Source organism: Bacillus cereus group sp. BfR-BA-01379, from assembly GCF_022663605.1.
GTDB classification, from domain to species: domain Bacteria; phylum Bacillota; class Bacilli; order Bacillales; family Bacillaceae_G; genus Bacillus_A; species Bacillus_A mobilis.
The window spans coordinates 26040-47913 of the sequence record NZ_JAKUFT010000009.1 but is presented as its reverse complement, the minus strand read 5'-3'; the positions used below and the strand labels follow the sequence as shown (position 1 = coordinate 47913).

Genomic DNA, 21874 nt, shown 5'->3' with positions numbered 1-21874 from the left:
TCGCGGAGGTTACTAACAATGAGCTATAACGTAAAAAGAGACCTTTTTAAAGGCCTCTTTTTTTTACTTTACTTCTGCATGTAAGCATGACTTAAAATGTCCAAGTGCAAATTCATGTCCTTGCGCATTAAAAGATGCAACCGCTTTTTCATAAACTACAATTTTAAATCCTTTATTATAAGCGTCTACTGCTGTGTGGAGAACACAAATATCAGTACAAACACCTACAAGATGAACTTCTTCTATTCCTCTTTCTCTTAACTTCATCTCTAAGTTTGTTCCTGCAAATGCACTATATCGTGTTTTATCCATGTAATATACATTCTCAGCACTTTTATATGTTTCATATACATCTTGCAATTCACCGAACAAATCTCTTCCCTTTGTACTAGCTATGTTGTGAGGCGGGAATAACTTTGATTCTGGATGATATACATCGTTTTCTTCATGTTTATCGATCGCAAAGACAACGTAATCTCCATTTTCAATATATTGCTTCGTTATATGTACAATTTCTTTCTCAATTTCTTGTCCTGGTTTCCCGCATGTTAAAGCACCTTTTTCGGCTACAAAATCATATGTATAATCAATATTAATAAGCGCTCGTTTCATAACTACTATCTCCCCTTCTTCTGTTTCACAGTAAACAATAGAAAATTTGTTATTACGACATCGTATGTACTTTTCGACATTTCAAATGAAATACCTATATTTTTCTCTCAAAACTTACCTTAATCCGAGTTTATCACAAAAAAGATAAATAGTGATAAAACAAATAGCTACTATTAACAAATCATGAATTTGATAATTGAATGTAATTTGAATGGCTTCTTGTATCGTAAGCCAAATTACTGACATCATTATACTAATCAATACGATACGAATACATCGATTCACACCTTCAATCTCTTTCTCTGCCATAGTAATAACAAGTGATTTCTTCCTATTTAATCGTATTAGAAAACGAAACAAGTTATTCACTATCACATCCGCTAGTCCAAACAAAAAAGTACACTACTTTTTGAGTAATGTACTTTTTATTCTTATTAAGACGCAGGCTTTGTCTCAAATGTTGCTTGATTAAAACTAATAACCTTTCCTTTCGGGTCATTGTTTTCATACTGAACTGCAGTAACCGTATGATTACCTGTCTCAAGCGTTTTTTCTTTTAATTGTACGGTTGTCTGTGTTGTACTAGTGACTTGATGTTTATCTGCATATACTTGATCTACAAATATAAATGTTTCTTTATCGTTTTGAAAATTAGAAAGCTCTAATTCAACTTGCTGAATTAAAGTATCCTTTTTGATGAACACAGCCGGTATATTGCCATTTTCAGAGGTGCCATCTGGAGTAATAACTTTCACTTTTCCTTCTCCGACTGACACTGCTCCTTCAGGAAATACAACTACATTCTCATTACTTGCGTTTACAACTTTTTCTTCCTGCTTTGATTGTGTACCCTCTTTTTCCTGTGGAGTACCGCAACCAGCTAGTAACAATACAGACAATCCAGTGATTATGAATTTTTTCAAAATTCATCCCCCCTGTCATTTCATTATAATTTATTATACAAAAATAACTTTTAAATTTTAAGACTACTTTCAACACTTTCATGAACAAATAGAATATTGCTCACGATTAATGTATCATACTTTCCTTAATAGAACATTAATTTTTTTTATGAAATAAATAGTAATTCCCTCTTATCTATCATTTTAGCCTAACAATTGAATTACATACCTACCCAAAATAAAAAGACATTGTTCATTCAATGTCTTTTTATTTTGGGCTTTAAAAAACAAATGTTGTAATCTCATCTACTTCTTTTCTTGGAAGTTTCTTCGGCTTATCTTTCGGAAAACCGAGTGAAATAACCATATTTATTTGTTTTTCAGGCTCAATTTGTAAGTATTGTCGTAGTTCATCTTGAGCTAACAATACTGGTCCTGTCATCGGACAAGTACCAAGTCCCTTCGCATGTGCAGCTAGCATTAAATTTTGTGCCGCTAAACAGCTGCTCTTAATTCCTTCTTCTTCCCAAACTGAATCTGGAACAAAAGCAATTGGATCAAAAATCTTTTCACGAAACTTTGATTCATATGGTGTGGCCAAACATACGATTAATACTGGCGCCTCCGAGAAAGCTGTCGCATATGGCCCGAAAGAACGTGTAAGTAATTTCCCTGCTTTCTCTTCTCCGTTTTCTGCCGCTTTTGCCGCAAGTTTATGTAATGCATCCCATGTCATTTGTTCAATTTCTTTAATTTTCTCTCGGTTCATAATGACCAAGAACTCCCAAGTTTGTGAGTTCGTATCACTCGGCGCATAACGAGCACAATCAATAATTTCTTTTATATCACTAGTGGATACTTCTTGTTCTGTGAACTTCCTAACACTTCGTCTACCGTGAATTAATTCTTTAAAATCTTCATAATTCATACATTAAATCCCCTTTTTACAGCGTTTTCAAATCTTGTCCTATGCTTGAATTATATCATGAAAAAAAGCTGGAGGAATACCAGCTTTTTTCTTCAATATTAGTTCGTAACTTTAAACAAACGAATACTTTCTTCATATGTAACTTGGAGTTTCTTTGTAATTGGTCCTCTTTCCCCGGTTCCAAACTGTTCATCACCTATTTGAACGACTGGGAATATTTCAAGTGGTGTCGCTGTGAAGAAACACTCATCAGCTTCATATACTTCTTGTAATGAAAATTCTCGTTCTTCTACTTCAATATGTAACTCTTTCGCTAACGTAATAACGAAGTGGCGTGTAATGCCGTGGAGAATGAAATTGTCAGCCGGATGTGTAATTAATTTATTATTTTTCACCATAAAGAAATTTGAATGACACCCTTCCGTTACAATTCCATCTCGTACTAATATTGCTTCTTGATAACCTTGTTCGTTTATTTTATTTTTAATCATAATATTAGGTAGCAGATTTAAAGATTTTATATGACAGAACTTCCAACGTATATCCTCTTCTACAGTAACTTTTATTCCTCGTTCCATAGCTGCAATTGGCCTTGGAAATGAAACTATATTTGCAAAATATGTTGGTTCCATATTTGATTCATACACATGATTACGTGCTTGAGCACCTCTTGATATTTGCAAATATACATTCCCATCTTCTTGAAAGTGATTTTTTTCAATCATTTGATATAACTCTTCCACCAACTCTTCCTTAGTAAACGGTGGAATTATTTTTATTTCTTCCATAGAATTAAAGAATCGTTCTAAATGTAAATCTAATAAATGTGGCTTCCCATCATATAGTCTGAAAACCTCATATATACCATCGCCAAATTGAAATCCTCTCTCCTCTAATGGAATCATCGGCTGTTCTTCCTTCGTATTTATCATTCTTCCGTTAAACAAAATCCAATCTTTATGAGTAGCTTTCATTTATTTCCACTCCTTTATTCCATGATTGGTTTAATTGTACAACTTATCCGCATCCAAAAGAAGGAATTTTCTGTATTTTTATAAATGAAAAAGTACATCACTCATTTAAAGTGATGTACTCGACCGTTCATTTACTTCAGAAAATATTTTTCAATATCATCTAACATAAGATTGGCAGCTACAATACCACCTGCTGTATTCCAAATCACTTCATCTACTTGGAATACTTTATTATCTTTAGAAGCCTGTAACTGCTTAAAAAGTGGATCTTCTGTCCATTCTTTCGCTAACGTGTTTCCTTCATTATTCTTATCCGCATCTTTATCAGATGTGAAATAGAATATATAGTCCCCGTCCATATTTGGAATTTGCTCTTTTGTAATTCCTTTTATCGCAAATTCATCTTTATCTTGTAGTGGTGGTCGTTTAAATCCAATATCATTTAATACAACGCCTGAGAATGAATTTTTTTGATAAATACGGACATCACCTGGGACGAAGCGAATAATGGAAACTTTAGAGTTAATTTTATCACCTAATTGTTCTTTTATTGCTGTAATACGCTTTTTATAATCATTAAGAGCATTTTGCCCTTCTTTTTCTTTATTTACAGCTTTTGTATACAGCGTAAAGTTTTCTTTCCAATCACCGCGCAACGTTTCAGCATATACTGTTGGCGCGATTTCTTTTAACTGCTCGTATATTTTTTCGTGACGCATTTTATTTCCGATAATTAGATCCGGCTGAAGCTTCATTACCGCCTCTAAATTAATGTCACGCTCAGTTCCTACTACTTTCGTATTTTTTAACTCTTTCGCTAAATGAGGATACCATTCATCACCAGCACGTGGTTTTGTCATTCCGACTGGTGTTACTCCAACAGTTAAAAGCGCTTCAGCACCCTCGTTTGTTAAAACGACAACTCTTTTTGGTGTACCATTTACTGTCGTTTCTCCCATTGCATGCTTTATTGTATATGAATCTTTTGCTTTAGCTGATGTATCATTTTCTTTCTTCTCTTCTTTACTACACCCTGCGATTATGATCGTTAATAACATAACGCAAAATATAAACAAGTTTTTAGTGCGTGTCATAAGTCCTCCTAGTTGAAACTGATTATCATTCACATTCTAAAGAGTAATGTATATCTCATACATTGTCAATAGATATATCAGAAAACTTTTTCAATATATATAATTCAGATCTCATTTTTATTCAAAATATTTTTGTACTTATTTGCTACTCACATTTTTTAACCGTAACATGTGAAATAGAAATGGACATAAGAAAGTAATTGTAATTCCAGTCAATACATAACGTAAATAATACATATCAGGTATTATTTTTTTTAGTATGAGCTGTATCATGAACATGAAACTAAGACCTAATACTGTTTTTACTACTTGTATTTTAAAATTATTATTTTCAATCATTTTAATAAAATGATTTTCTAACATGATACCAATCGTAGAACCTGTCAAAACTCCAAGCAACTTTAAATTATCTATTTGGTCTGTCACGAAATACATTATGAGGGAAGCAGCCAATACAATTCGTTGTAACAATATAAATTTCCTATCATTTAATTCCACTGTTACTTTCGTATATAAATAAACAACTATGACACTAATTAAAACAGCTCCTACTATATCACTAAGCCAATGTACACGTAAATAAAGACGAGAAATAGCAACCAATATTATAAAAATAATTCCAATGATCCAAATGATTCTCTTTTTACATAAACTCATGAACGAACTCCAAAACGTTGCCCCTAACTGGACGTGTGTACTTGGAAAAGAATATCCTGCGGCGGATTTTTCATATAAAGCTTGAACTCCTTCGTATGTATACGGCCTTGGGATTTTCATGAATTCTTTTACCACTATCCCTATATACCCAGAAAAACAAAGCATAACAATCATATGAAATGCTTTTCTTTTAGAAACACACCAATATAAAATCGAAATAATAACTAAATACAGCGTTTCATTTGCAATACTGGATATAAATTTGAAAAGTATTGTAAGTACACTTCCCTCCAGACTGGTCATCCATTCAAGAAATAGCATATCAATATTAAACATACAAAAACGATACCTCCTAAAAAATTTCCTTCTTCAATTTGTCAGCACTTAAGATAAGCTAGTTGATTTACATTTCAAATTTATACACCTACTTACGTTATAGATTAAGAATATATAGTACCACATACTAACAACAGATAATATGTGGAATCATCTAATCATTTCAATAAATTCTAATGAATTTTTGAGCTTTATATATAAAAACATCTGTATCTTGTTATTTCATTTCAGATTGCACCCATAGCAGTTCGTATTGCGTGTTATATGGAACTTCTATTAGATAAAACTGTTTACTTACTATAACTTTCAAAGCTATTATAAATACAAAGAAACCGCCTTATGTAAGGCGGTTTCTTTCATTTTGCTTTAACCAATTTAAAATAAATATATACGATTGATAGTGAATATAACGTATGCAAAATAAAAAGAATAAAAGAGCTATTCCAGTACTACTATACAGCAAACCGAACTTTAAAAAAATATTTAATAGCGGCGGAAAGTTCATTATGTTTTGTAATGTAATCAGCATACAAAATAAAAGGAAAAACACAGGGGCATATTGTAATTCATACGGCTTTTTCTTCTTATTCATTCTTTTTCGAATGAACATATGGATTAGCTCTGCTACTAGAAAACACCCTCCAATTAATACAAGACCAGAAGTCATCATCATATATCCACCTGCCTTATATTTATCCCGCGTAACTACGCATCGTTATATTTTTTTCACATATATTCCATTTTCTTCATTAAAACCAAAGCTCTCTATGAAAGATTTAGCTTGTTCCGTTAATTCCGTTTGTATTACTTTTATCTCTTTCACATTTCTTTCTTTCATCATCGTTTCAAATGTAAAATACGTATTTGTTCCATAACCGTAACTTTGATAATCAAAGTGAATAATTAACTGAGATAAAACCGCACTCTCCTCTTGAACACAATAATCTATTACACCAATATATGTATCATCAACTTTCACACAATACTGTACCTGATTCTCACTTAAACTATGTGAGCGAAACATTTCTTTAACAACGTTTTCATTTTCTACATTTACTTTTTCAAACGTAATCATATGTTGTCCATCCTTTTACTATTATTGTATCAATAATTCGTTCTATTTATGAAAAAAACCTTAAGATCGTATGCGATCTTAAGGTTTTTCTAATTAAACTAAGCTATACGCACGTTTCGTTTCTTCGTGGAACTTATTCGTATCGTATTTATGCTCAACATAAATTTGATGCCATACCATAAACGCAAGTACAGTCCAAATTTTACGGCTATAATCGCCTTTATCTGCACAATGTGCTTCCAGTAAGTTTAATACGTACTGTTTGTCGATTAAATGCTCTGTTTTACTCTCGTTTATAATATTGATAGCCCAATCATGCATTTCGTCTTTTAACCAGTGACGAATTGGTACTGGGAATCCAAGTTTTTTACGATCTAATACGTGATCTGGAACGATTCCGCGTGCTGCTTCACGTAAAATAGCTTTCGTAGTTCCGTTAGCAATCTTAAATTCAGTTGGAATTTTAGATGCAACATCGAACACTTCTTTATCTAAGAACGGTACACGAAGTTCTAATGAGTTTGCCATTGTCATCTTATCAGCTTTTAATAAAATGTCACCGCGTAACCATGTGAACATGTCAATGTACTGCATTTTGCTTACATCATCATAATCTTTAATTTCGTTATACAATGGTTTCGTGATATCCATATAGTTAACACTTTCATTGTAATACTTCATTAATTCAACTTTTTCTTCTTCACGGAAGATTTTCGCGTTTCCATAGTAACGCTCTTCAATTGGCGTACATCCACGCTCTAGGAAGCTCTTTCCTTTAAAGCCTTCTTTAAGAGCACCACTTAATGCTTTTAGAACGCTCTTACCCGGGCTAGGAATGTAAGAGAACATTTTTAGTGAGTTTGGCTCACGATAAATGTTATACCCACCAAATAGCTCGTCTGCACCTTCACCTGAAAGAACAACTGTTACATGCTTACGTGCTTCTTTTGCAACGAAGTACAATGGTACAGCTGCTGGATCTGCTAAAGGATCATCCATATGCCAAATGATTTTTGGGAACTCATCCATAAACTCTTTCGCTGAAATGAATACGTTATGGTTTTTAACGCCTAATTTCTCAGCAGTTTCTTTGGCAACATCAACTTCACTGAAGCCACGTTGTTCAAAACCAATAGAGAATGTTAAAAGATTTGGATTCATTTCTCTTGCGATAGAAGCGATAATAGATGAATCGATACCACCAGATAAGAATGAACCTACTGGTACATCACTGCGCATATGCACTTTTACTGAATCATATAACACATCACGAATTGCTTGGATATGCTCCTCTTTCGTTGCACTTGAAGCATTGAAATAAGGTTTCCAGTAGCGATGGATCTCCATCTCTTTACCAACTTCTTTTACAAAATAATGACCAGGCTCGATTTTATTAACATCAATTGTTAATGTTTCTGGCTCTGGACCATATTGGTACGTAAAGTAATGTTGTAGTGACGTTGGATTAACGCCTTTATCTTCCATCACATGCATAATACTTTTCTTCTCAGATGCGAAGAATGTAGTATCACCTTGTTGTGCAATGTATAAAGGTTTAATACCGAAGTGGTCACGTGCACCGAAAAGTTTCTTCTCTTCTCGATCCCAAATCATAAATGCAAACATACCACGAAGATAGTCTACACATTTTTCTTTCATATGTGCATACAATGCAATGATAACTTCTGTATCAGATTGCGTTGCAAACGTTGCACCTTTTTCAAGTAACATTTCACGTAATTCTACATAGTTGTAAATTTCACCATTAAAAATAATTACATATCGATCATTTTCATAAGTTAGCGGCTGATGTCCTGCCTCTAAGTCAATGATGCTTAAACGGCGGAAGCCAAATTGTACATGTTCATCACGAAAATATCCTTCGTCATCTGGACCGCGGTGGAAAATCATCGTGTTCATATTTTCAAATTGATGTTTTTCTGTTTCTGAAAACTCTCTAGGGTTTTCACATAAACATCCTACAAAACCACACATACTTCTTACCCTCTTTCAGTTTTCATTCTGTCTATATACTACTATATCAACCCTATTTATACTAGCATAATCAATTGAATATGGCGACCAAAAACTATAAAAAAATCACTCCATTTCACATTTTTAACAATTTTTTATGAAAACATGAAAACTAGGCAGTCACCTTTCTCCGCTTTTGTCATATGATATTGCAAATTGATTTCTAGGAGGGAATACCATGAGTGAAGAAAAAAAAGACTCTTCTCGCCCACCGGTTCGCAATTATTTAAAGCAAATTGATGATTTCTTCGAGCAAACACCACTTCGCAATGTAATCGCTGATTTAAATCATTTTTTCCAAAAAGGAAACCGTTTATTAACATTCCCTGTAGATTTATATGAAGTTGGTGAAGAACTCGTTGTTACAGCTGAACTACCAGGTATACAAAAAGAACAAATTCAAATTGAAATACAAAGTGAATACTTAAAAGTCTCTGTAAAAGAAGAGATACTTGAAGAGGTCGAGGAAGAAACATCTCATAACTATTATCGCCGAGAACGTTCCATTTCAGAAGCATCAAGATTGATTAAATTACCCTACTCAATTAATAAAAAAGCAGCGAAAGCTTCGTATCAAAACGGCGTGTTAGAAATTCGAGCACCAAAACTACCACAACAGCATGACATTTTATCCATAGACTAATGTAAAAAAAAGAAGGGTGCTTTGCACCCTTCTTTTTAATCCGCTAATCGCTTCATATCACGTATAATGTCTTCGTACGGCGTATTACTAATGCCACTATACTTTTTCATTACTTTTCCGTTTTGATCAATTAAATAAAATGATGTACCATGCATAACTTGACCATTCTCCGGTTTATCTACAAGTGATTGGAAATTATCTTTTGAAAACTTTGTAATATCTTCTAACGAATAACCCGTTAATAAATTCCAGTTACTAGTATCCTCTGTAAACTTTTGAATGAAAGCCTTCAGATTCTCCGGCTTATCAAGGTCTGGATCTACACTAAACGAAACAAACTGAACGTCTAATTTCTCTTCTTTGGCCATCTTTTGTAGTTTTGCCATATTAGCAGTCATTGGTGGACAAACTGTTTGGCAATTTGTGAACATAAAGTCAGCAACCCAGACTTTCCCTTTTAAATCTTTTGTACCAAATGACTTTCCATCTTGATTTGTAAATTGGAAAGTTTCTAAATCCCAATTCAATGGTTTACGAAGCTTTGAACCCGATTCACTACATCCAGCAAGTACAAAGAGACAAAATACAACCATAAGACCAATTATTTTTTGATAACGCTTCATATATAAACCTCTTTTCTCTATCCTAAATTTAAATAGGTTATGTTTATCATAACAAAAGTTAACACTACGAGAAAATTGTTTACTACATTTGTTCACGAAATCGTACGAATTTACGTATGTTACTTCTTTATTTCAAGCGAATTACTAGACAAAATATATTTTTTCACTATTATATCTCTAAATAGAATTTGCAAAACTAATTTTATTGTTACTTTTGTAAACGTATCCCCCTATTTTTTAACAATTCGTTAAACATTCATCCATGTTATTCACTGTATTCCTTAACAACATTTCGGTACAATACAATTACAACGATTTTAAATGAGGTGATGTTCATGACAAAACGTTATGAAAATATGGATAATGTAAGCACAAAAAAATCAATTCGTTCCTTCATACGTTGGCGAAAAGAGCGAAAACAAAATAAAAAGGATTTTTCTTTTTTAGTAGAACAATCACCTATTAAACAAAGCAAATTCCTACAAAACAACTTTGAAAAGACGACTGTAACTTGGATTGGCCATTCTACATTCCTTATCCAAATGAATGGGCTGAATATATTAACAGATCCAGTTTGGGCTACTAAATTAAAATTAGTTCCAAGACTTACTGAACCGGGCCTTTCTATACAAGAACTACCTAAAATTGATATTGTCCTCATTTCGCACGGTCATTATGATCATTTAGATTTTTCAACGCTCCGCCAGCTAAATGATGATGTTTTATACCTTGTACCTATTGGACTGAAAAAATTATTTACTCGCAAAAAATTCACTCACGTAGAAGAGTATAATTGGTGGGAAAATACAACAGTTAATGATGTTTCCATTCACTTCGTACCTGCCCAGCACTGGACGAGAAGATCCTTATTTGATATGAATACCTCTCACTGGGGGGGATGGATTATTAATAATGAAACAACGAAAGAAACCATTTATTTTTGTGGTGACAGTGGTTATTTCCAAGGTTTCAAAGAAATTGGCAAACGCTTTTCAATTGATATTGCCCTTATGCCAATTGGCGCTTATGAACCAGAATGGTTTATGAAAGTATCTCATGTTTCACCTGAAGAGGCTGTGCAAGCTTATTTAGATTTAAACGCTGCACACTTTATACCGATGCATTACGGAGCTTTTGCACTCGCCGATGAAACACCTCGTGAGGCAGTAACCAGGCTTCGAAATAATTGGAATTTACGTATGTTACCGTGGGAACAACTGCATGTCCTCTTTTTAGGCCAAACTTTCACTTCTAATAGCGTAACAAATGATAAGCAAACAAATGAAAAAAGTGAAACGTTACACGTATAACGTAACTACTTATTTTCTATATCCAACATATACTATAGAAAATCATAAAGTGAAACTTTAATCAGTGGGTGTTTTCTATGAATGAATATTTACAGACTCGCTATATCATTAGCGGGAGTGCCTGTATAACCCTTCTTATTTCTTACTTTCTATTCACATAAAAAAGCTACTTGAAATAAATTTCAAGTAGCTTTTTTATTACTCTGCTAAATACATAAATCCGATTGCACCCGGACCTGTATGAGTACTAATAATAGGCGTTGTAAAGAAAATTTCTGATTGAGCAAATCCACTCACTTTTTCAACAGCCGCTTTTACATTTTCAGCTAAAGGAATTGCTTTCGCATGTGGAATCGCAACAGCTTTTACAACTTTTCCAGCTGTATCTTCCTCAAATAACTTAGCTAACGTTTTTACAATTTGACCTTGGCTACGCACTTTCGTTACAGGGTTATAAACACCATCTTCAAGGCTAGCAATTGGTTTTATATTAAGTAGCGAACCGATAAACGCTTTTCCTTTACCGATACGCCCACCCTTCACTAAGTTTTCTAATGTATCTACTACTACATATAAACGAGTATTCTTCCTCACTTCATCTACACGTTTTAAAATTTCTTCTAGTGAGCGTCCTTCATTTGCCATTTTCGCAGCTTCTATTACTTGATATGCTAAAGCATGTGTAATAAATTGAGAATCAACAACTGTTACTTTTGTATCGGTCATTGATGCAGCACTATTGGCAGTTGCCACAGTACCACTCATTCCACTTGTCATATGAATGGAAAGCACTTCACTTCCATCTTCACCTAACTTGTCATACATTTCTACAAATGTACCCATTGCCGGTTGTGATGTTTTTGGTAATTCCTCTGACTTGATCATTTCTTCAATAAATTCATCAGGTTGTAAATCAACACGATCTAAATATGTTTGTCCATTTACAGAGATTGATAATGGTAGCACATGAATGCCATACTTTTCGATTACATCCTGCGCTAAATCTGCAGTTGAATCTGTTACAATTTTAATTTTTTGCATATTATATTCTTCCCTTTCCAATACGCTCTCCTTGTTATTATACTAGCATTCCCTGTGCTTTCAACAATTTCGAACAAATTTCACCAAATTAATTATATTTTTATACCTAAAATGAAAAAGACAGAGTTTATTAACCCTGTCCATACTCCATATCATGCATTTTTTTCAAGGGTATTTGTATTATATACATTTAAATAATCATTCCACTTCAAACAATTTTGTAAATATTCACGGAAAGAATACGAAAATCTTGGGTGCTTTTGTTTTTGAATTTTTGCAATAAACAATTGAAGACGAGACTGAATTAGAAACGATAATGGATGCTGCGCCTGTAGGACAGGGATTTCGAATATTTTAATACAATCCCCTGTTGAATGAGTGAAATAAAAACTTTTCGTAATCACAATATCAATCCTCTTTTTCATTGGATTTTTGAACTTCCTCTACTTTACGCTGTAACACGTTGTTTATAGTGGCGACTTCTATGAATACAAAAGTATACTTAGTCAATCCCTGTAGTCCTTTTGATTAAAAGATTTATACTCTATTCATCTCCACCTAATCCATCCTCCGTCCTAAATATCCGATAAGACAGGAATCTCGTTATCCGTATATTGCTGAATGATTTTAGTATAAACTTAGTAAAGCGCAAAGTTTGTCTAAATTTTGGAGATTCTATAATTTTTTTCTTCTTTATATTGTATACGTTTATAGCTATAGTATAACAACTAAATAAAAAAAGTGCCTTTATAACGAGGCACTTTTCGACTGTATTTCTTCTTCTCTTTTCTTTTTTCTTTTACTAACAATCTTTGATAAAGCGATACTAATTTCATAAATACAAATAAGCGGCACCGCTACTAAACTATGTGATAAAAAATCAGGCGGTGATATACACGATGCAATGATAATCAACGCTACGTAAGCATACCTTCTAATTTTTATTAGAAATTCCGTCGTCAGCAATCCAATACTTGTTAAAAACATTACAACTACAGGTAATTCGAAAATTACAGCAAATGGAACTGTTAAATTTAGAACAAAATGAAAATACTTTTCTGTCGTAAACATCGTATTAAACATTTCATTACCTATCGTAGTTAAAAAATGAAATAAAAACGGCATTACAACGAAATATCCAAAACATAAACCTGCAATAAATAATATAGACAATACCGGTATATACACTACTGTCATTTTTTGTTCATTTGGATGTAAACCCGGTTTTACAAATAACCAAATTTGTATAGCAGCAAAAGGAATTGTACAAACGATAGCAAATACTGTAGCAATCGAGAAAAAAATCCATAATACATCACTTGGACCGAGAACAGTTAATTTCATTGGTAAATCTTTTACAAGCCAAAAATAAATATCCTTCGTAAAAGTAAATCCAACAATTAAAAATAGTACAAAGGATAGCACTGTATATATTACTCGTTTGCGAAGCTCAACAATATGTTCTACTACGCTCATTTCCCGATCTTCCATCTCGTTCACCACACTTTATTTATCCATTTCGAGGAAAATTCATTACATTTTTTCTTTCTTTTCCTTCTCTTGAAATGCATCATCAGTCAATTCTTTCGTTGATTTTTTAAATTCTTTTAACGTTTCCCCTAAAGCCTTTCCGATTTCCGGCAATTTTTTCGGTCCAAACAAAATAAGTACAGCTACTAAAATTAAAATTAATCCTGGAAAGCCAATATTTGAAAACATTTCTCCATCCCCTTTATTAGTAGATTCCTTGTCCTACTATTGCATAATTTTATTTTGTCAAAAAAGTTTGAAAACGTCAACAAAACCATTGCCTTTTGTCAAAAAAATTCAAAAATATAATCAATTATACAAATTTCATTTTCTATTGCTCTTGTGTATGATATGGTAAGGGAAATGACATATTATTTTATGATAGTAGAAAGGATTTGCATTATGACTGAAAAAATGACACGAATGACCCAATTTGTAAAAGAAGAAATTGCAAATGCAATTACACATGGTATCGGTGCCATTTTAAGCATCCCTGCCTTAATCATATTGATTATTCATGCTTCTAAGCACGGTACCGCATCAGCTGTAGTCGCATTTACTGTTTATGGTGTAAGCATGTTTTTACTGTACTTGTTTTCAACATTGCTACATAGCATTCATCATCCTAAAGTAGAAAAAATATTTACTATTTTAGATCATTCAGCCATTTACTTATTGATTGCTGGCACGTATACTCCTTTTCTACTTATTACACTTCGTGGCCCATTAGGATGGACATTGCTTGCTATAATTTGGACACTTGCAATCGGAGGTATCGTCTTCAAAATCTTCTTTGTACGTCGCTTTATAAAGGCATCAACTTTATGTTACATCATTATGGGCTGGCTCATAATCGTTGCCATTAAACCACTTTATGAAAATCTAACTGGACATGGTTTTTCACTACTTTTAGCAGGCGGAATTTTATATTCTGTCGGAGCTATATTCTTCCTTTGGGAAAAGCTACCTTTCAACCATGCCATATGGCACCTGTTCGTTTTAGGTGGTAGTGCGATGATGTTCTTCTGTGTACTCTTTTATGTCTTACCTACAGCATAATAAAAAAGGTTTCAGCTTACTATAAGCTGAAACCTTTTTTATTACTTATGTAATTGTGATGCGATAACTTCCTGTGTATACTTCGTTAATTCTTTAATATCCATATTCGCATAATCTTCAGGTGTAATCGGTTTAGAAATTGTTACTGTTGCATGAGCTGACTTCATACGATTTCCATTCGCTTCAAACATCTTATATGTACCATCTAACGTTACAGGTAAAATTGCTACACCTGACTTTACTGCAAGATGGAAACTACCAGCCTTAAACTCTCCAACTTCGCCACCTTTACTTCTCGTTCCTTCTGGGAAAATTACGATAGAATGTCCATTCTTTAATAGTTCGATTCCATCTTTAATTGCTTTAAGAGATTGACGACGATCGCTTCGATCCATAAATACACAATTCATAAGTTCCATCCAAGTTGGTACAACTGGGAACTTTTTAATCTCTGCTTTTGACACGAATCCAATTGGTTTATTTAAGTAACCTAGTAAAACAGGGATATCCATATTACTTTGGTGATTACTTACAACTAGTACCGGCTTGTCTTTCGGAACATTTTCAAGCCCTTTCACTTCTACTGTCCCTCCAGCTACACGTACCATTTTCTTACCAAACCAATTTGTCGTTTTGTACACAGCATTATCTTTTTCTTGTGGCGACATCGTATTTACTTGTCTTTTAAGACGCCACATTCTCGGTGTAATCGCAATTACAATTAAAATTAAATAAAAGATTTTAAAAAAAGTTTGAATCATACAGAACCCCCACCTATTATCATTCCGACCTTCATTATACTAGACAAACGAAGGAAAAAGAAGAAAAAAAGTCCAAACATCAAGTGTTCGGACTTTTTAAGCATTCTATATTAGAAACGTTTTGCTAATTCACGAGCATTAGCAATTGCTGCTTCTTTAATTTCTGGTGCTTTTTCAGGGTTTGCATTCATACCTTCAACTGCAATATATTCAGTATCATTTACACCGATAAATCCTAATACTGTTTTTAAGTGGTTGCGACCGAAGTCTACAGCTGCGTATGCTCCTTCAGAATACACGCCACCTGTAGCTTGAATGTGAAGTGCTTTTTTACCTTCTAATAAGCCAACTGGACCATTTTCAGTATATTTGAATGTTTTACCTGCGATTGCTAAGTTATCTAAGTATGCTTTTACTACTGGTGGGTAGCTAAAGTTCCACATTGGAGTTACGAATACATAACGATCTGCATGCATAAATGTTTCTAAGTTTGTGTTCATTGCTGCTACTTTTTGTTGTTGAGCTTCCGTTAAAGTTTCAAAGCCTTCACCTGCTGCAAATTTACCCCAAGCAGCAAATACATCTGCATCGATTGCTGGTACAGTAGTATTGAATAGATCAATTGTTACAACTTCGTCTTGTGGATGCTCGTTTTTATAAGCCTCGATGAAAGCTTCCCCTACTGCCATTCCGAAAGAACCTTCTGCTGAATTTGGATTTGCTGTAATAAATAGTACTTTTGTCATTGTATTCTCTCCCTTTTCTCTCTTTATCTTTAATTCAAGATTTGTTTTTTAAAAGTTAATAACTTACCTTATGTAAGTATAATACAAAAAGTTTTAATCAATGTCAATAAAAAATAGCTACTTTTTTTTCGTAAGTTAATGATTTATTTTGCTTCTCTAAAATTCAGTATGCAGATATTAAGAATTCTTACATATAAAAAGGCTACCTCTACAAATGATAGAGATAGCCTTTTTTTACATATTATTTTTGAAAAACATGTTTCACTTTTTCAGCTGGAATGTTACTTCCGCCTCTACCTTTTACATCTTCAATCATCATTGTAATGACCATATCTGGTGAATTTAAATCAAATGCAGCGAACCAGCCTAGTTCTTTTCCTTCGGCCTCTTTTGATACTTTTAATTCCGCTGTACCTGTTTTTCCAGCAAGCGTCTTACCATCAATTTTAGCAATTTTCCCAGTACCATCTGGATCATTAATTACTTTCGTCATAGCAGTTTTTAATATATCCTGATTGCCTTTTGAAATGACATTCTCTTTCCAAACTTTCGGTTGCTTATCTGTTTTAATAATATATGGAGAAGGTATGTTTCCATCATTAACAATTGGTGCGTACGTTAATGCTAGATGGAGTGGCGTCATTAATACTTGTCCTTGTCCATAACCTGTGTCTGCCATTTGAATATCATTTTTAATACCATCATTTGCGATTTTAGAAGCTGGGAATCCATATTCAATTGGTAGTTTCTCATCGAATCCGAATTTTTTTGCTTCACTCATAAATTTATCTTTTCCAATTTTCAAAGCTTCTTGTGCGAAATAAATATTATCCGAGTATTTCATTGCTTTATCAAAATCAATCGGATTTGCATCTTTCACACGTGTTACATAATAGTTACCCCAAGAAGAATCTTTTGTCCATTTCAATCCTTCTATTTTCAACTCTTCTTTTGGATCAATTGTTTTCGTTTCAAGACCGATTGCAGCTGTAATAGGCTTAAATACAGATCCTGGAACTGATAATTGTGTAAATCGATTTGTCATCGGTTTCTTCGGATCATTATTTACTGCATCACGTTGCGCTTTTGATGCCCCTCTTGTGAGAGTATTAGGATTATAAGCTGGCGTGCTCACAAGTGCAAGTGTTTCTCCAGTCTTTGGATTAATTGCTGCACTTGACCCTACCTCATTTTTCATTTCATTATAAATTTCGCTTTGAACTGCACTGTCAATCGTTAAAGTTACATTTTCTCCATCAACAGCTTCTGTTTTTGCTAAATTTTTAATTTCTTTTCCTTGCGCATCTTCTACGAAGACACGACCACCTTTTTTACCGCGTAGCTTTTCTTCCAGTACTTGCTCTAAACCAGCTTTACCTACTGGATCATCAGCTTGATAGCCTTTCTTTTGAAGCGTTTTTAAATCTTCAGCATTCACTTTTCCAATATAGCCAGTAAGATGTGCTGCTTCTTCTCCTAATGGATATGAGCGAACATTTACTGGCTTTGTTGCAACACCCGGTAAATCTATGTACGTATTTTGTGTTGCTCCTTCAGGCAATATTCCCATTGGTACAAGGTAATTTGGCTTTACCCATTTAGCTGCTAGTTTTTGATCAATTTCTTCGACAGACATATTTAGTAACTTCGCTACCGTTTCTTTCGTTTGCGGAGCAGCATCCCCTAACTGTTCAGGAATCATTCCGATTTCAGAGGCTTTACCATTTACCGCAAGATATTTACCGTTACGGTCATATATTTCTCCACGTTTTGGTTCTGTCGTTTGCATACGTACCTTACTATCTTTTGTCATCCCTGGGAATATAAAATCAGGAGTCCAATCTATTTTCCAAGATTCTTTATCTCCATCTTTTTCTTTCACCATTTTTGCTTCATGGCCAAAAGTGATCTTACCACCAACTGTATCCATGCTTACTTTAAAAGGAACAGGGCCTTCATCTTTTTTATCTTCTTTTACTTCCCCTGTTTCTACTTTTAAATCTTTCACTTCAATGCCAGAATAAATTTTTTCATATTTCTCAGTGAACTCTTTCTTTGAAATATCTTTTTTTGCCTTTTCTGATAATTGATCATACATTTCTGCAAATTTTTGTTTATTCCATGCTTTTACATATGTATCAAACGCTTCTTGTGGTTTTTCTTCTTTACCGCATCCAACTAACATGAATGTTAAGCAAAGAAAAAGAATCCCCCATATCTTTCTCAATCCATTCTCCTCCTCTTTCTATATTAGTACTTTTGCAAATTTTAGCATTTTTTACATGCTACCTATCATTATAGCACTATCGAATCTCATCTATAAACTTATATTGGTGAATATAAATAAAAAGATTGATGCGAATTCTCACATCAATCTTTTTTATTATTGTTGTTTCTCATATACGTGGTAATAATACGTATACGGGTTTTTTTCATCCGTTAAACCTTTTTCTACAAAAATCTCTTCCCAATTTGTCATATCTATTTCTGGGAAGAATGTATCTCCTTCAAATGCATGATGGATTTTTGTTATATATAACTTGTCTACATAAGGTAAAAAGAGATCGTAAATTTGAGCTCCACCAAAAATAAATATTTCCTCTTCATTTTTACATAGTTCAAACACTTCTTCTACAGAATGTGCTACTTCACAACCTTCAACATGATACCCTTCATTACGAGTTACAATAATATTACGTCTGCCAGGTAGTGGTCTACCAATCGCTTCGTAGTTCTTTCTACCCATAATAAGTGAATGACCCATCGTTGTTTTCTTTACATACTGTAATTCACTTGGTAATCGCCAAGGTAAATTATTATCTTTACCAATTACTCTATTTTCGTCCATTGCAACCATAAATGAAACAATCATCTTTTCATCTCCTCTACAATTATACTGCAACCGGTGCTTTAATTGCTGGGTGTGGATCATATCCTTCAATCGTTAAATCTTCCATTTCAAAATCAAACACAGATTTCACATCTGGATTTAATGTAAGTTTCGGGAATGGACGTGGTTCACGTGCCAATTGCTTTTCTACTTGCTCAAAATGATTCGTATAAATGTGAGCATCTCCAATTGTATGAACAAATTCTCCTACTTCAAGTCCGCATTCATGTGCAATTAAATGTGTTAGTAGCGAGTAGCTTGCAATGTTAAATGGAATTCCAAGGAATATATCCCCACTTCTTTGATATAGCTGACAAGAAAGTTTGCCATCCGCTACATAAAATTGGAATAACGTATGACAAGGAGGTAATGCCATACTTGGTACATCTTCAGGATTCCAAGCAGAAACAATTAGACGTCGTGAGTCCGGTGTTTTTTTGATCATTTCAATTACATCTTTTAATTGATCAAGCGTCTCACCAGCTGTTGTTTTCCAGGCACGCCACTGCTTTCCGTATACGTCTCCTAAATATCCATATTTATTTGAGAAATCATCATCTTCTAAAACGTTCTTTTTAAACAATTCCATTTGCTCATCGTACTGTACTTTAAATTCCTCATCTTGTTGTGAGCGAAGACCGAAATCAGTCATATCAGGACCAGTATATTCGTCACTTTCTACCCAGCTCTTAAATGCCCATTCATTCCAAATGTTATTATTATGCTGCAATAAATAGCGAATATTTGTGTCACCTTTCATAAACCAAAGCAGTTCACTTGCTACTAGGCGAAACGGTACTCTCTTTGTCGTTAATAAAGGAAAACCTTTACTTAGATCAAAACGCATTTGATATCCAAATACAGATACAGTGCCTGTCCCTGTACGATCTTCTTTCTTCGTACCATGCTCCATTACATGGCGGCATAAATTTAAGTATTCATATTCAGCATGTTTCATATGTAGAAAAACCTTCTTTCAATCTTATATGAAATTTATCATAACATGAAAAACAGTGAATTTAATAATCTTGATTAATAAAATTTCATTTCATTAATTCTTACAAAATTATTAACTTTCCATAATTAAAAAGGTTTTCATTTTCTATTACCGAAAGTATAGTGCGGTAGAACAAAATTTATATTTGGAGGTTAGAAGTATGTCTAAAATTGAAACTCCTGTTATGACTTCTTTACAAACAACGGTTGAAAAAATGATGAAGGATTTACATGTTCCTGGTTGTGCTGTAGCTGTTATAAAAGATGGTGAAGTTATTATTTCAGAAGGTTTCGGCTATCGTAATATAGAGACAAAAGAGGCTGTTACACCGAGTACTCGGTTCGCAATTGGTTCCTCAACGAAAGCTTTTGGCACACTTTCATTAAGTTTATTAGCACAACAACAAAAATTTAATTGGGATAGTCCTGTCCAGTCTTATATACCTAACTTCTCTTTATCAGAACTACTTGCTAGCTCACAAGTTACAGGACGAGACTTAGCTTCTCATCGCACTGGGGTAAGTCGTCATGATGCTCTTTGGTACAGCTCTTCTTTAACTCGAAAAGATATAGTAGAAAAAATAAAACATTTATCACTTGATGCTCCGTTCCGTACAGCATTTCTTTATAACAACTTAATGTATGCGACAATTAGTTATATTGTAGAAAACATTACGAATCAAACATGGGAACAATATGTTACAGAACATATTTTAGAGCCTTTAAATATGGATCAAACAAACTTCTCTGTTACAGACTCACAAAATACAGACAATTACGCATTACCTTACGTTGAAAATGAGGGTGAAATAAAAGAAGTTCCATTCCATAATATTGATACAGTTGGTGCTGCTGGATGTATTAATTCTACAATTGAAGATATGGCAAATTGGATACTTCTTCACTTAAACAAAGGGAAATTTGGAGATCATGAACTAATCTCCCCTGAATTATTACAACAACTGTTTACACCACATAATTCAATTCCAGATCAACCAGCTTTATCACTTCCTGAATCTCCATTAAATAGTTATGGGCTTGGTTGGTTTATTAGCGCTTATCGTGGTTATAAAATGATTCATCACGGCGGTAATATCGATGGATTTTCAGCGTTTGTTTCATTCATGCCAAATGAAAATGTAGGTCTTGTTTTATTGACGAATGCTGGAGGTACATTACTTCCTATTTACCTAGCAAACCAAATTTACGACGAACTACTCGGATTAGAGTCCATCGACTGGCATAAACGTGCTGTAGAAGATAGTGAAAAAATGAAGGAAATGATGAAAGAAGCAACCGAATCCATCCCTGAACAAACGAAAGGGACTACACCTTCTCACAAGTTAGAGGACTACACTGGTACATTTGAACATCCTGCTTATGGGACATTACAAGTAAACAAACGAGATGATTCGTTATATGTACAATTTATGGAGATGGATATTCAATTAGGGCATCATCATTACGACGTATTCTCCGCACCAATTGACTTGTTCCAAACAAAAATGAATCTATTATTTGCATATGAAATGAATGTGAGTGGAGAATTCCCATCTCTTCAATTGCATGTACCTGCAATGCTAAGTACTCAACCTCTTACATTCACTAAAATTAAATAGTTATTTTAATAGAGGGAAGCTTTCGCTTCCCTTTATTTTTCATC

The 21874-nt window shown here is 33.7% G+C and carries 24 protein-coding genes; 4 read left to right on the top strand and 20 right to left on the bottom strand.

Annotation, left to right across the window (positions count from 1 at the left end; all coding sequences use genetic code 11):
* Positions 1 to 63: 63 nt before the first annotated feature.
* The 10 genes from MR113_RS05570 to asnB form a co-directional block, all read right to left on the bottom strand.
* On the bottom strand, positions 64 to 612 hold the full coding sequence (locus MR113_RS05570) for a cysteine hydrolase family protein (RefSeq protein WP_242252067.1): 549 nt from the start codon (positions 610 to 612) through the stop codon (positions 64 to 66).
* 114 nt (positions 613 to 726) lie between these two features.
* Positions 727 to 981, bottom strand: a complete 255-nt coding sequence (locus MR113_RS05565; RefSeq protein WP_242252065.1) for a hypothetical protein — start codon at positions 979 to 981, stop codon at positions 727 to 729.
* Between the two features lie 65 nt (positions 982 to 1046).
* Positions 1047 to 1535 carry a putative periplasmic lipoprotein gene (locus tag MR113_RS05560; protein ID WP_242252063.1) on the bottom strand — a complete coding sequence of 163 codons (489 nt, stop codon included), beginning with the start codon at positions 1533 to 1535 and terminating at the stop codon, positions 1047 to 1049.
* A 259-nt stretch (positions 1536 to 1794) separates the two neighbouring features.
* Positions 1795 to 2442, bottom strand: coding sequence for a nitroreductase family protein (locus tag MR113_RS05555; RefSeq protein WP_242252061.1), 648 nt, complete (start codon positions 2440 to 2442; stop codon positions 1795 to 1797).
* 98 nt (positions 2443 to 2540) lie between these two features.
* Positions 2541 to 3416 (bottom strand): D-amino-acid transaminase, encoded by an 876-nt coding sequence (gene dat, locus MR113_RS05550; RefSeq protein ID WP_242252055.1) that lies wholly within the window; start codon positions 3414 to 3416, stop codon positions 2541 to 2543.
* A 131-nt stretch (positions 3417 to 3547) separates the two neighbouring features.
* The gene (locus MR113_RS05545) at positions 3548 to 4510 is read right to left on the bottom strand and encodes an ABC transporter substrate-binding protein (RefSeq protein WP_242252046.1); all 963 of its coding nucleotides are present in this window, start codon (positions 4508 to 4510) and stop codon (positions 3548 to 3550) included.
* A 138-nt stretch (positions 4511 to 4648) separates the two neighbouring features.
* On the bottom strand, positions 4649 to 5503 hold the full coding sequence (locus MR113_RS05540) for a phosphatase PAP2 family protein (RefSeq protein ID WP_242252044.1): 855 nt from the start codon (positions 5501 to 5503) through the stop codon (positions 4649 to 4651).
* Between the two features lie 337 nt (positions 5504 to 5840).
* The gene (locus tag MR113_RS05535) at positions 5841 to 6170 is read right to left on the bottom strand and encodes a hypothetical protein (RefSeq protein WP_242252195.1); all 330 of its coding nucleotides are present in this window, start codon (positions 6168 to 6170) and stop codon (positions 5841 to 5843) included.
* A 48-nt stretch (positions 6171 to 6218) separates the two neighbouring features.
* The gene (locus MR113_RS05530) at positions 6219 to 6578 is read right to left on the bottom strand and encodes a GNAT family N-acetyltransferase (protein ID WP_242252035.1); all 360 of its coding nucleotides are present in this window, start codon (positions 6576 to 6578) and stop codon (positions 6219 to 6221) included.
* A gap of 93 nt (positions 6579 to 6671) precedes the next feature.
* The gene (gene asnB, locus MR113_RS05525) at positions 6672 to 8573 is read right to left on the bottom strand and encodes an asparagine synthase (glutamine-hydrolyzing) (protein WP_000333823.1); all 1902 of its coding nucleotides are present in this window, start codon (positions 8571 to 8573) and stop codon (positions 6672 to 6674) included.
* Positions 8574 to 8790: 217 nt separating this feature from the next.
* On the opposite strand from asnB, the gene MR113_RS05520 reads away from it, so the two are divergent.
* Positions 8791 to 9255 (top strand): Hsp20/alpha crystallin family protein, encoded by a 465-nt coding sequence (locus MR113_RS05520; RefSeq protein WP_001288088.1) that lies wholly within the window; start codon positions 8791 to 8793, stop codon positions 9253 to 9255.
* A gap of 35 nt (positions 9256 to 9290) precedes the next feature.
* Here the strand turns inward: MR113_RS05520 and MR113_RS05515 are convergent, their stop codons facing one another.
* Positions 9291 to 9878, bottom strand: a complete 588-nt coding sequence (locus tag MR113_RS05515; protein ID WP_000833337.1) for an SCO family protein — start codon at positions 9876 to 9878, stop codon at positions 9291 to 9293.
* A 335-nt stretch (positions 9879 to 10213) separates the two neighbouring features.
* Here MR113_RS05515 and MR113_RS05510 point away from each other — a divergent pair, with 335 nt between their 5' ends.
* On the top strand, positions 10214 to 11188 hold the full coding sequence (locus MR113_RS05510) for an MBL fold metallo-hydrolase (protein ID WP_242252024.1): 975 nt from the start codon (positions 10214 to 10216) through the stop codon (positions 11186 to 11188).
* A gap of 198 nt (positions 11189 to 11386) precedes the next feature.
* Here the strand turns inward: MR113_RS05510 and MR113_RS05505 are convergent, their stop codons facing one another.
* The 4 genes from MR113_RS05505 to MR113_RS05490 all read right to left on the bottom strand — a co-directional run bounded on the left by MR113_RS05505 (position 11387) and on the right by MR113_RS05490 (position 13948).
* Positions 11387 to 12229 carry a DegV family protein gene (locus tag MR113_RS05505; RefSeq protein WP_076539187.1) on the bottom strand — a complete coding sequence of 281 codons (843 nt, stop codon included), beginning with the start codon at positions 12227 to 12229 and terminating at the stop codon, positions 11387 to 11389.
* Positions 12230 to 12381: 152 nt separating this feature from the next.
* A complete protein-coding gene (locus tag MR113_RS05500) occupies positions 12382 to 12633 on the bottom strand; it encodes a DUF2535 family protein (RefSeq protein WP_033656333.1) in 252 nt (83 codons plus the stop codon).
* 343 nt (positions 12634 to 12976) lie between these two features.
* On the bottom strand, positions 12977 to 13720 hold the full coding sequence (gene tatC, locus MR113_RS05495; RefSeq protein ID WP_242252023.1) for a twin-arginine translocase subunit TatC: 744 nt from the start codon (positions 13718 to 13720) through the stop codon (positions 12977 to 12979).
* Between the two features lie 42 nt (positions 13721 to 13762).
* Positions 13763 to 13948, bottom strand: coding sequence for a twin-arginine translocase TatA/TatE family subunit (locus MR113_RS05490; RefSeq protein WP_000492443.1), 186 nt, complete (start codon positions 13946 to 13948; stop codon positions 13763 to 13765).
* Between the two features lie 213 nt (positions 13949 to 14161).
* Here MR113_RS05490 and trhA point away from each other — a divergent pair, with 213 nt between their 5' ends.
* Positions 14162 to 14818 (top strand): PAQR family membrane homeostasis protein TrhA, encoded by a 657-nt coding sequence (gene trhA / locus MR113_RS05485; protein WP_000136889.1) that lies wholly within the window; start codon positions 14162 to 14164, stop codon positions 14816 to 14818.
* A 41-nt stretch (positions 14819 to 14859) separates the two neighbouring features.
* Here trhA and MR113_RS05480 read toward each other — a convergent pair whose 3' ends face one another.
* The 5 genes from MR113_RS05480 to MR113_RS05460 all read right to left on the bottom strand — a co-directional run bounded on the left by MR113_RS05480 (position 14860) and on the right by MR113_RS05460 (position 20173).
* Positions 14860 to 15579, bottom strand: coding sequence for a lysophospholipid acyltransferase family protein (locus MR113_RS05480; protein ID WP_242252014.1), 720 nt, complete (start codon positions 15577 to 15579; stop codon positions 14860 to 14862).
* A 110-nt stretch (positions 15580 to 15689) separates the two neighbouring features.
* Positions 15690 to 16325 carry an FMN-dependent NADH-azoreductase gene (locus MR113_RS05475; RefSeq protein WP_016081785.1) on the bottom strand — a complete coding sequence of 212 codons (636 nt, stop codon included), beginning with the start codon at positions 16323 to 16325 and terminating at the stop codon, positions 15690 to 15692.
* A gap of 241 nt (positions 16326 to 16566) precedes the next feature.
* Positions 16567 to 18552, bottom strand: coding sequence for a penicillin-binding protein 3 (gene pbpC / locus MR113_RS05470; RefSeq protein WP_242252010.1), 1986 nt, complete (start codon positions 18550 to 18552; stop codon positions 16567 to 16569).
* Between the two features lie 156 nt (positions 18553 to 18708).
* Positions 18709 to 19197 (bottom strand): dihydrofolate reductase, encoded by a 489-nt coding sequence (locus MR113_RS05465; protein WP_242252002.1) that lies wholly within the window; start codon positions 19195 to 19197, stop codon positions 18709 to 18711.
* Positions 19198 to 19216: 19 nt separating this feature from the next.
* Positions 19217 to 20173: a thymidylate synthase gene (locus MR113_RS05460; RefSeq protein WP_002085878.1), complete on the bottom strand. Its 957-nt coding sequence runs from the start codon at positions 20171 to 20173 to the stop codon at positions 19217 to 19219.
* A gap of 199 nt (positions 20174 to 20372) precedes the next feature.
* On the opposite strand from MR113_RS05460, the gene MR113_RS05455 reads away from it, so the two are divergent.
* Positions 20373 to 21830: a serine hydrolase gene (locus tag MR113_RS05455; RefSeq protein WP_242251994.1), complete on the top strand. Its 1458-nt coding sequence runs from the start codon at positions 20373 to 20375 to the stop codon at positions 21828 to 21830.
* Positions 21831 to 21874: the final 44 nt, after the last annotated feature.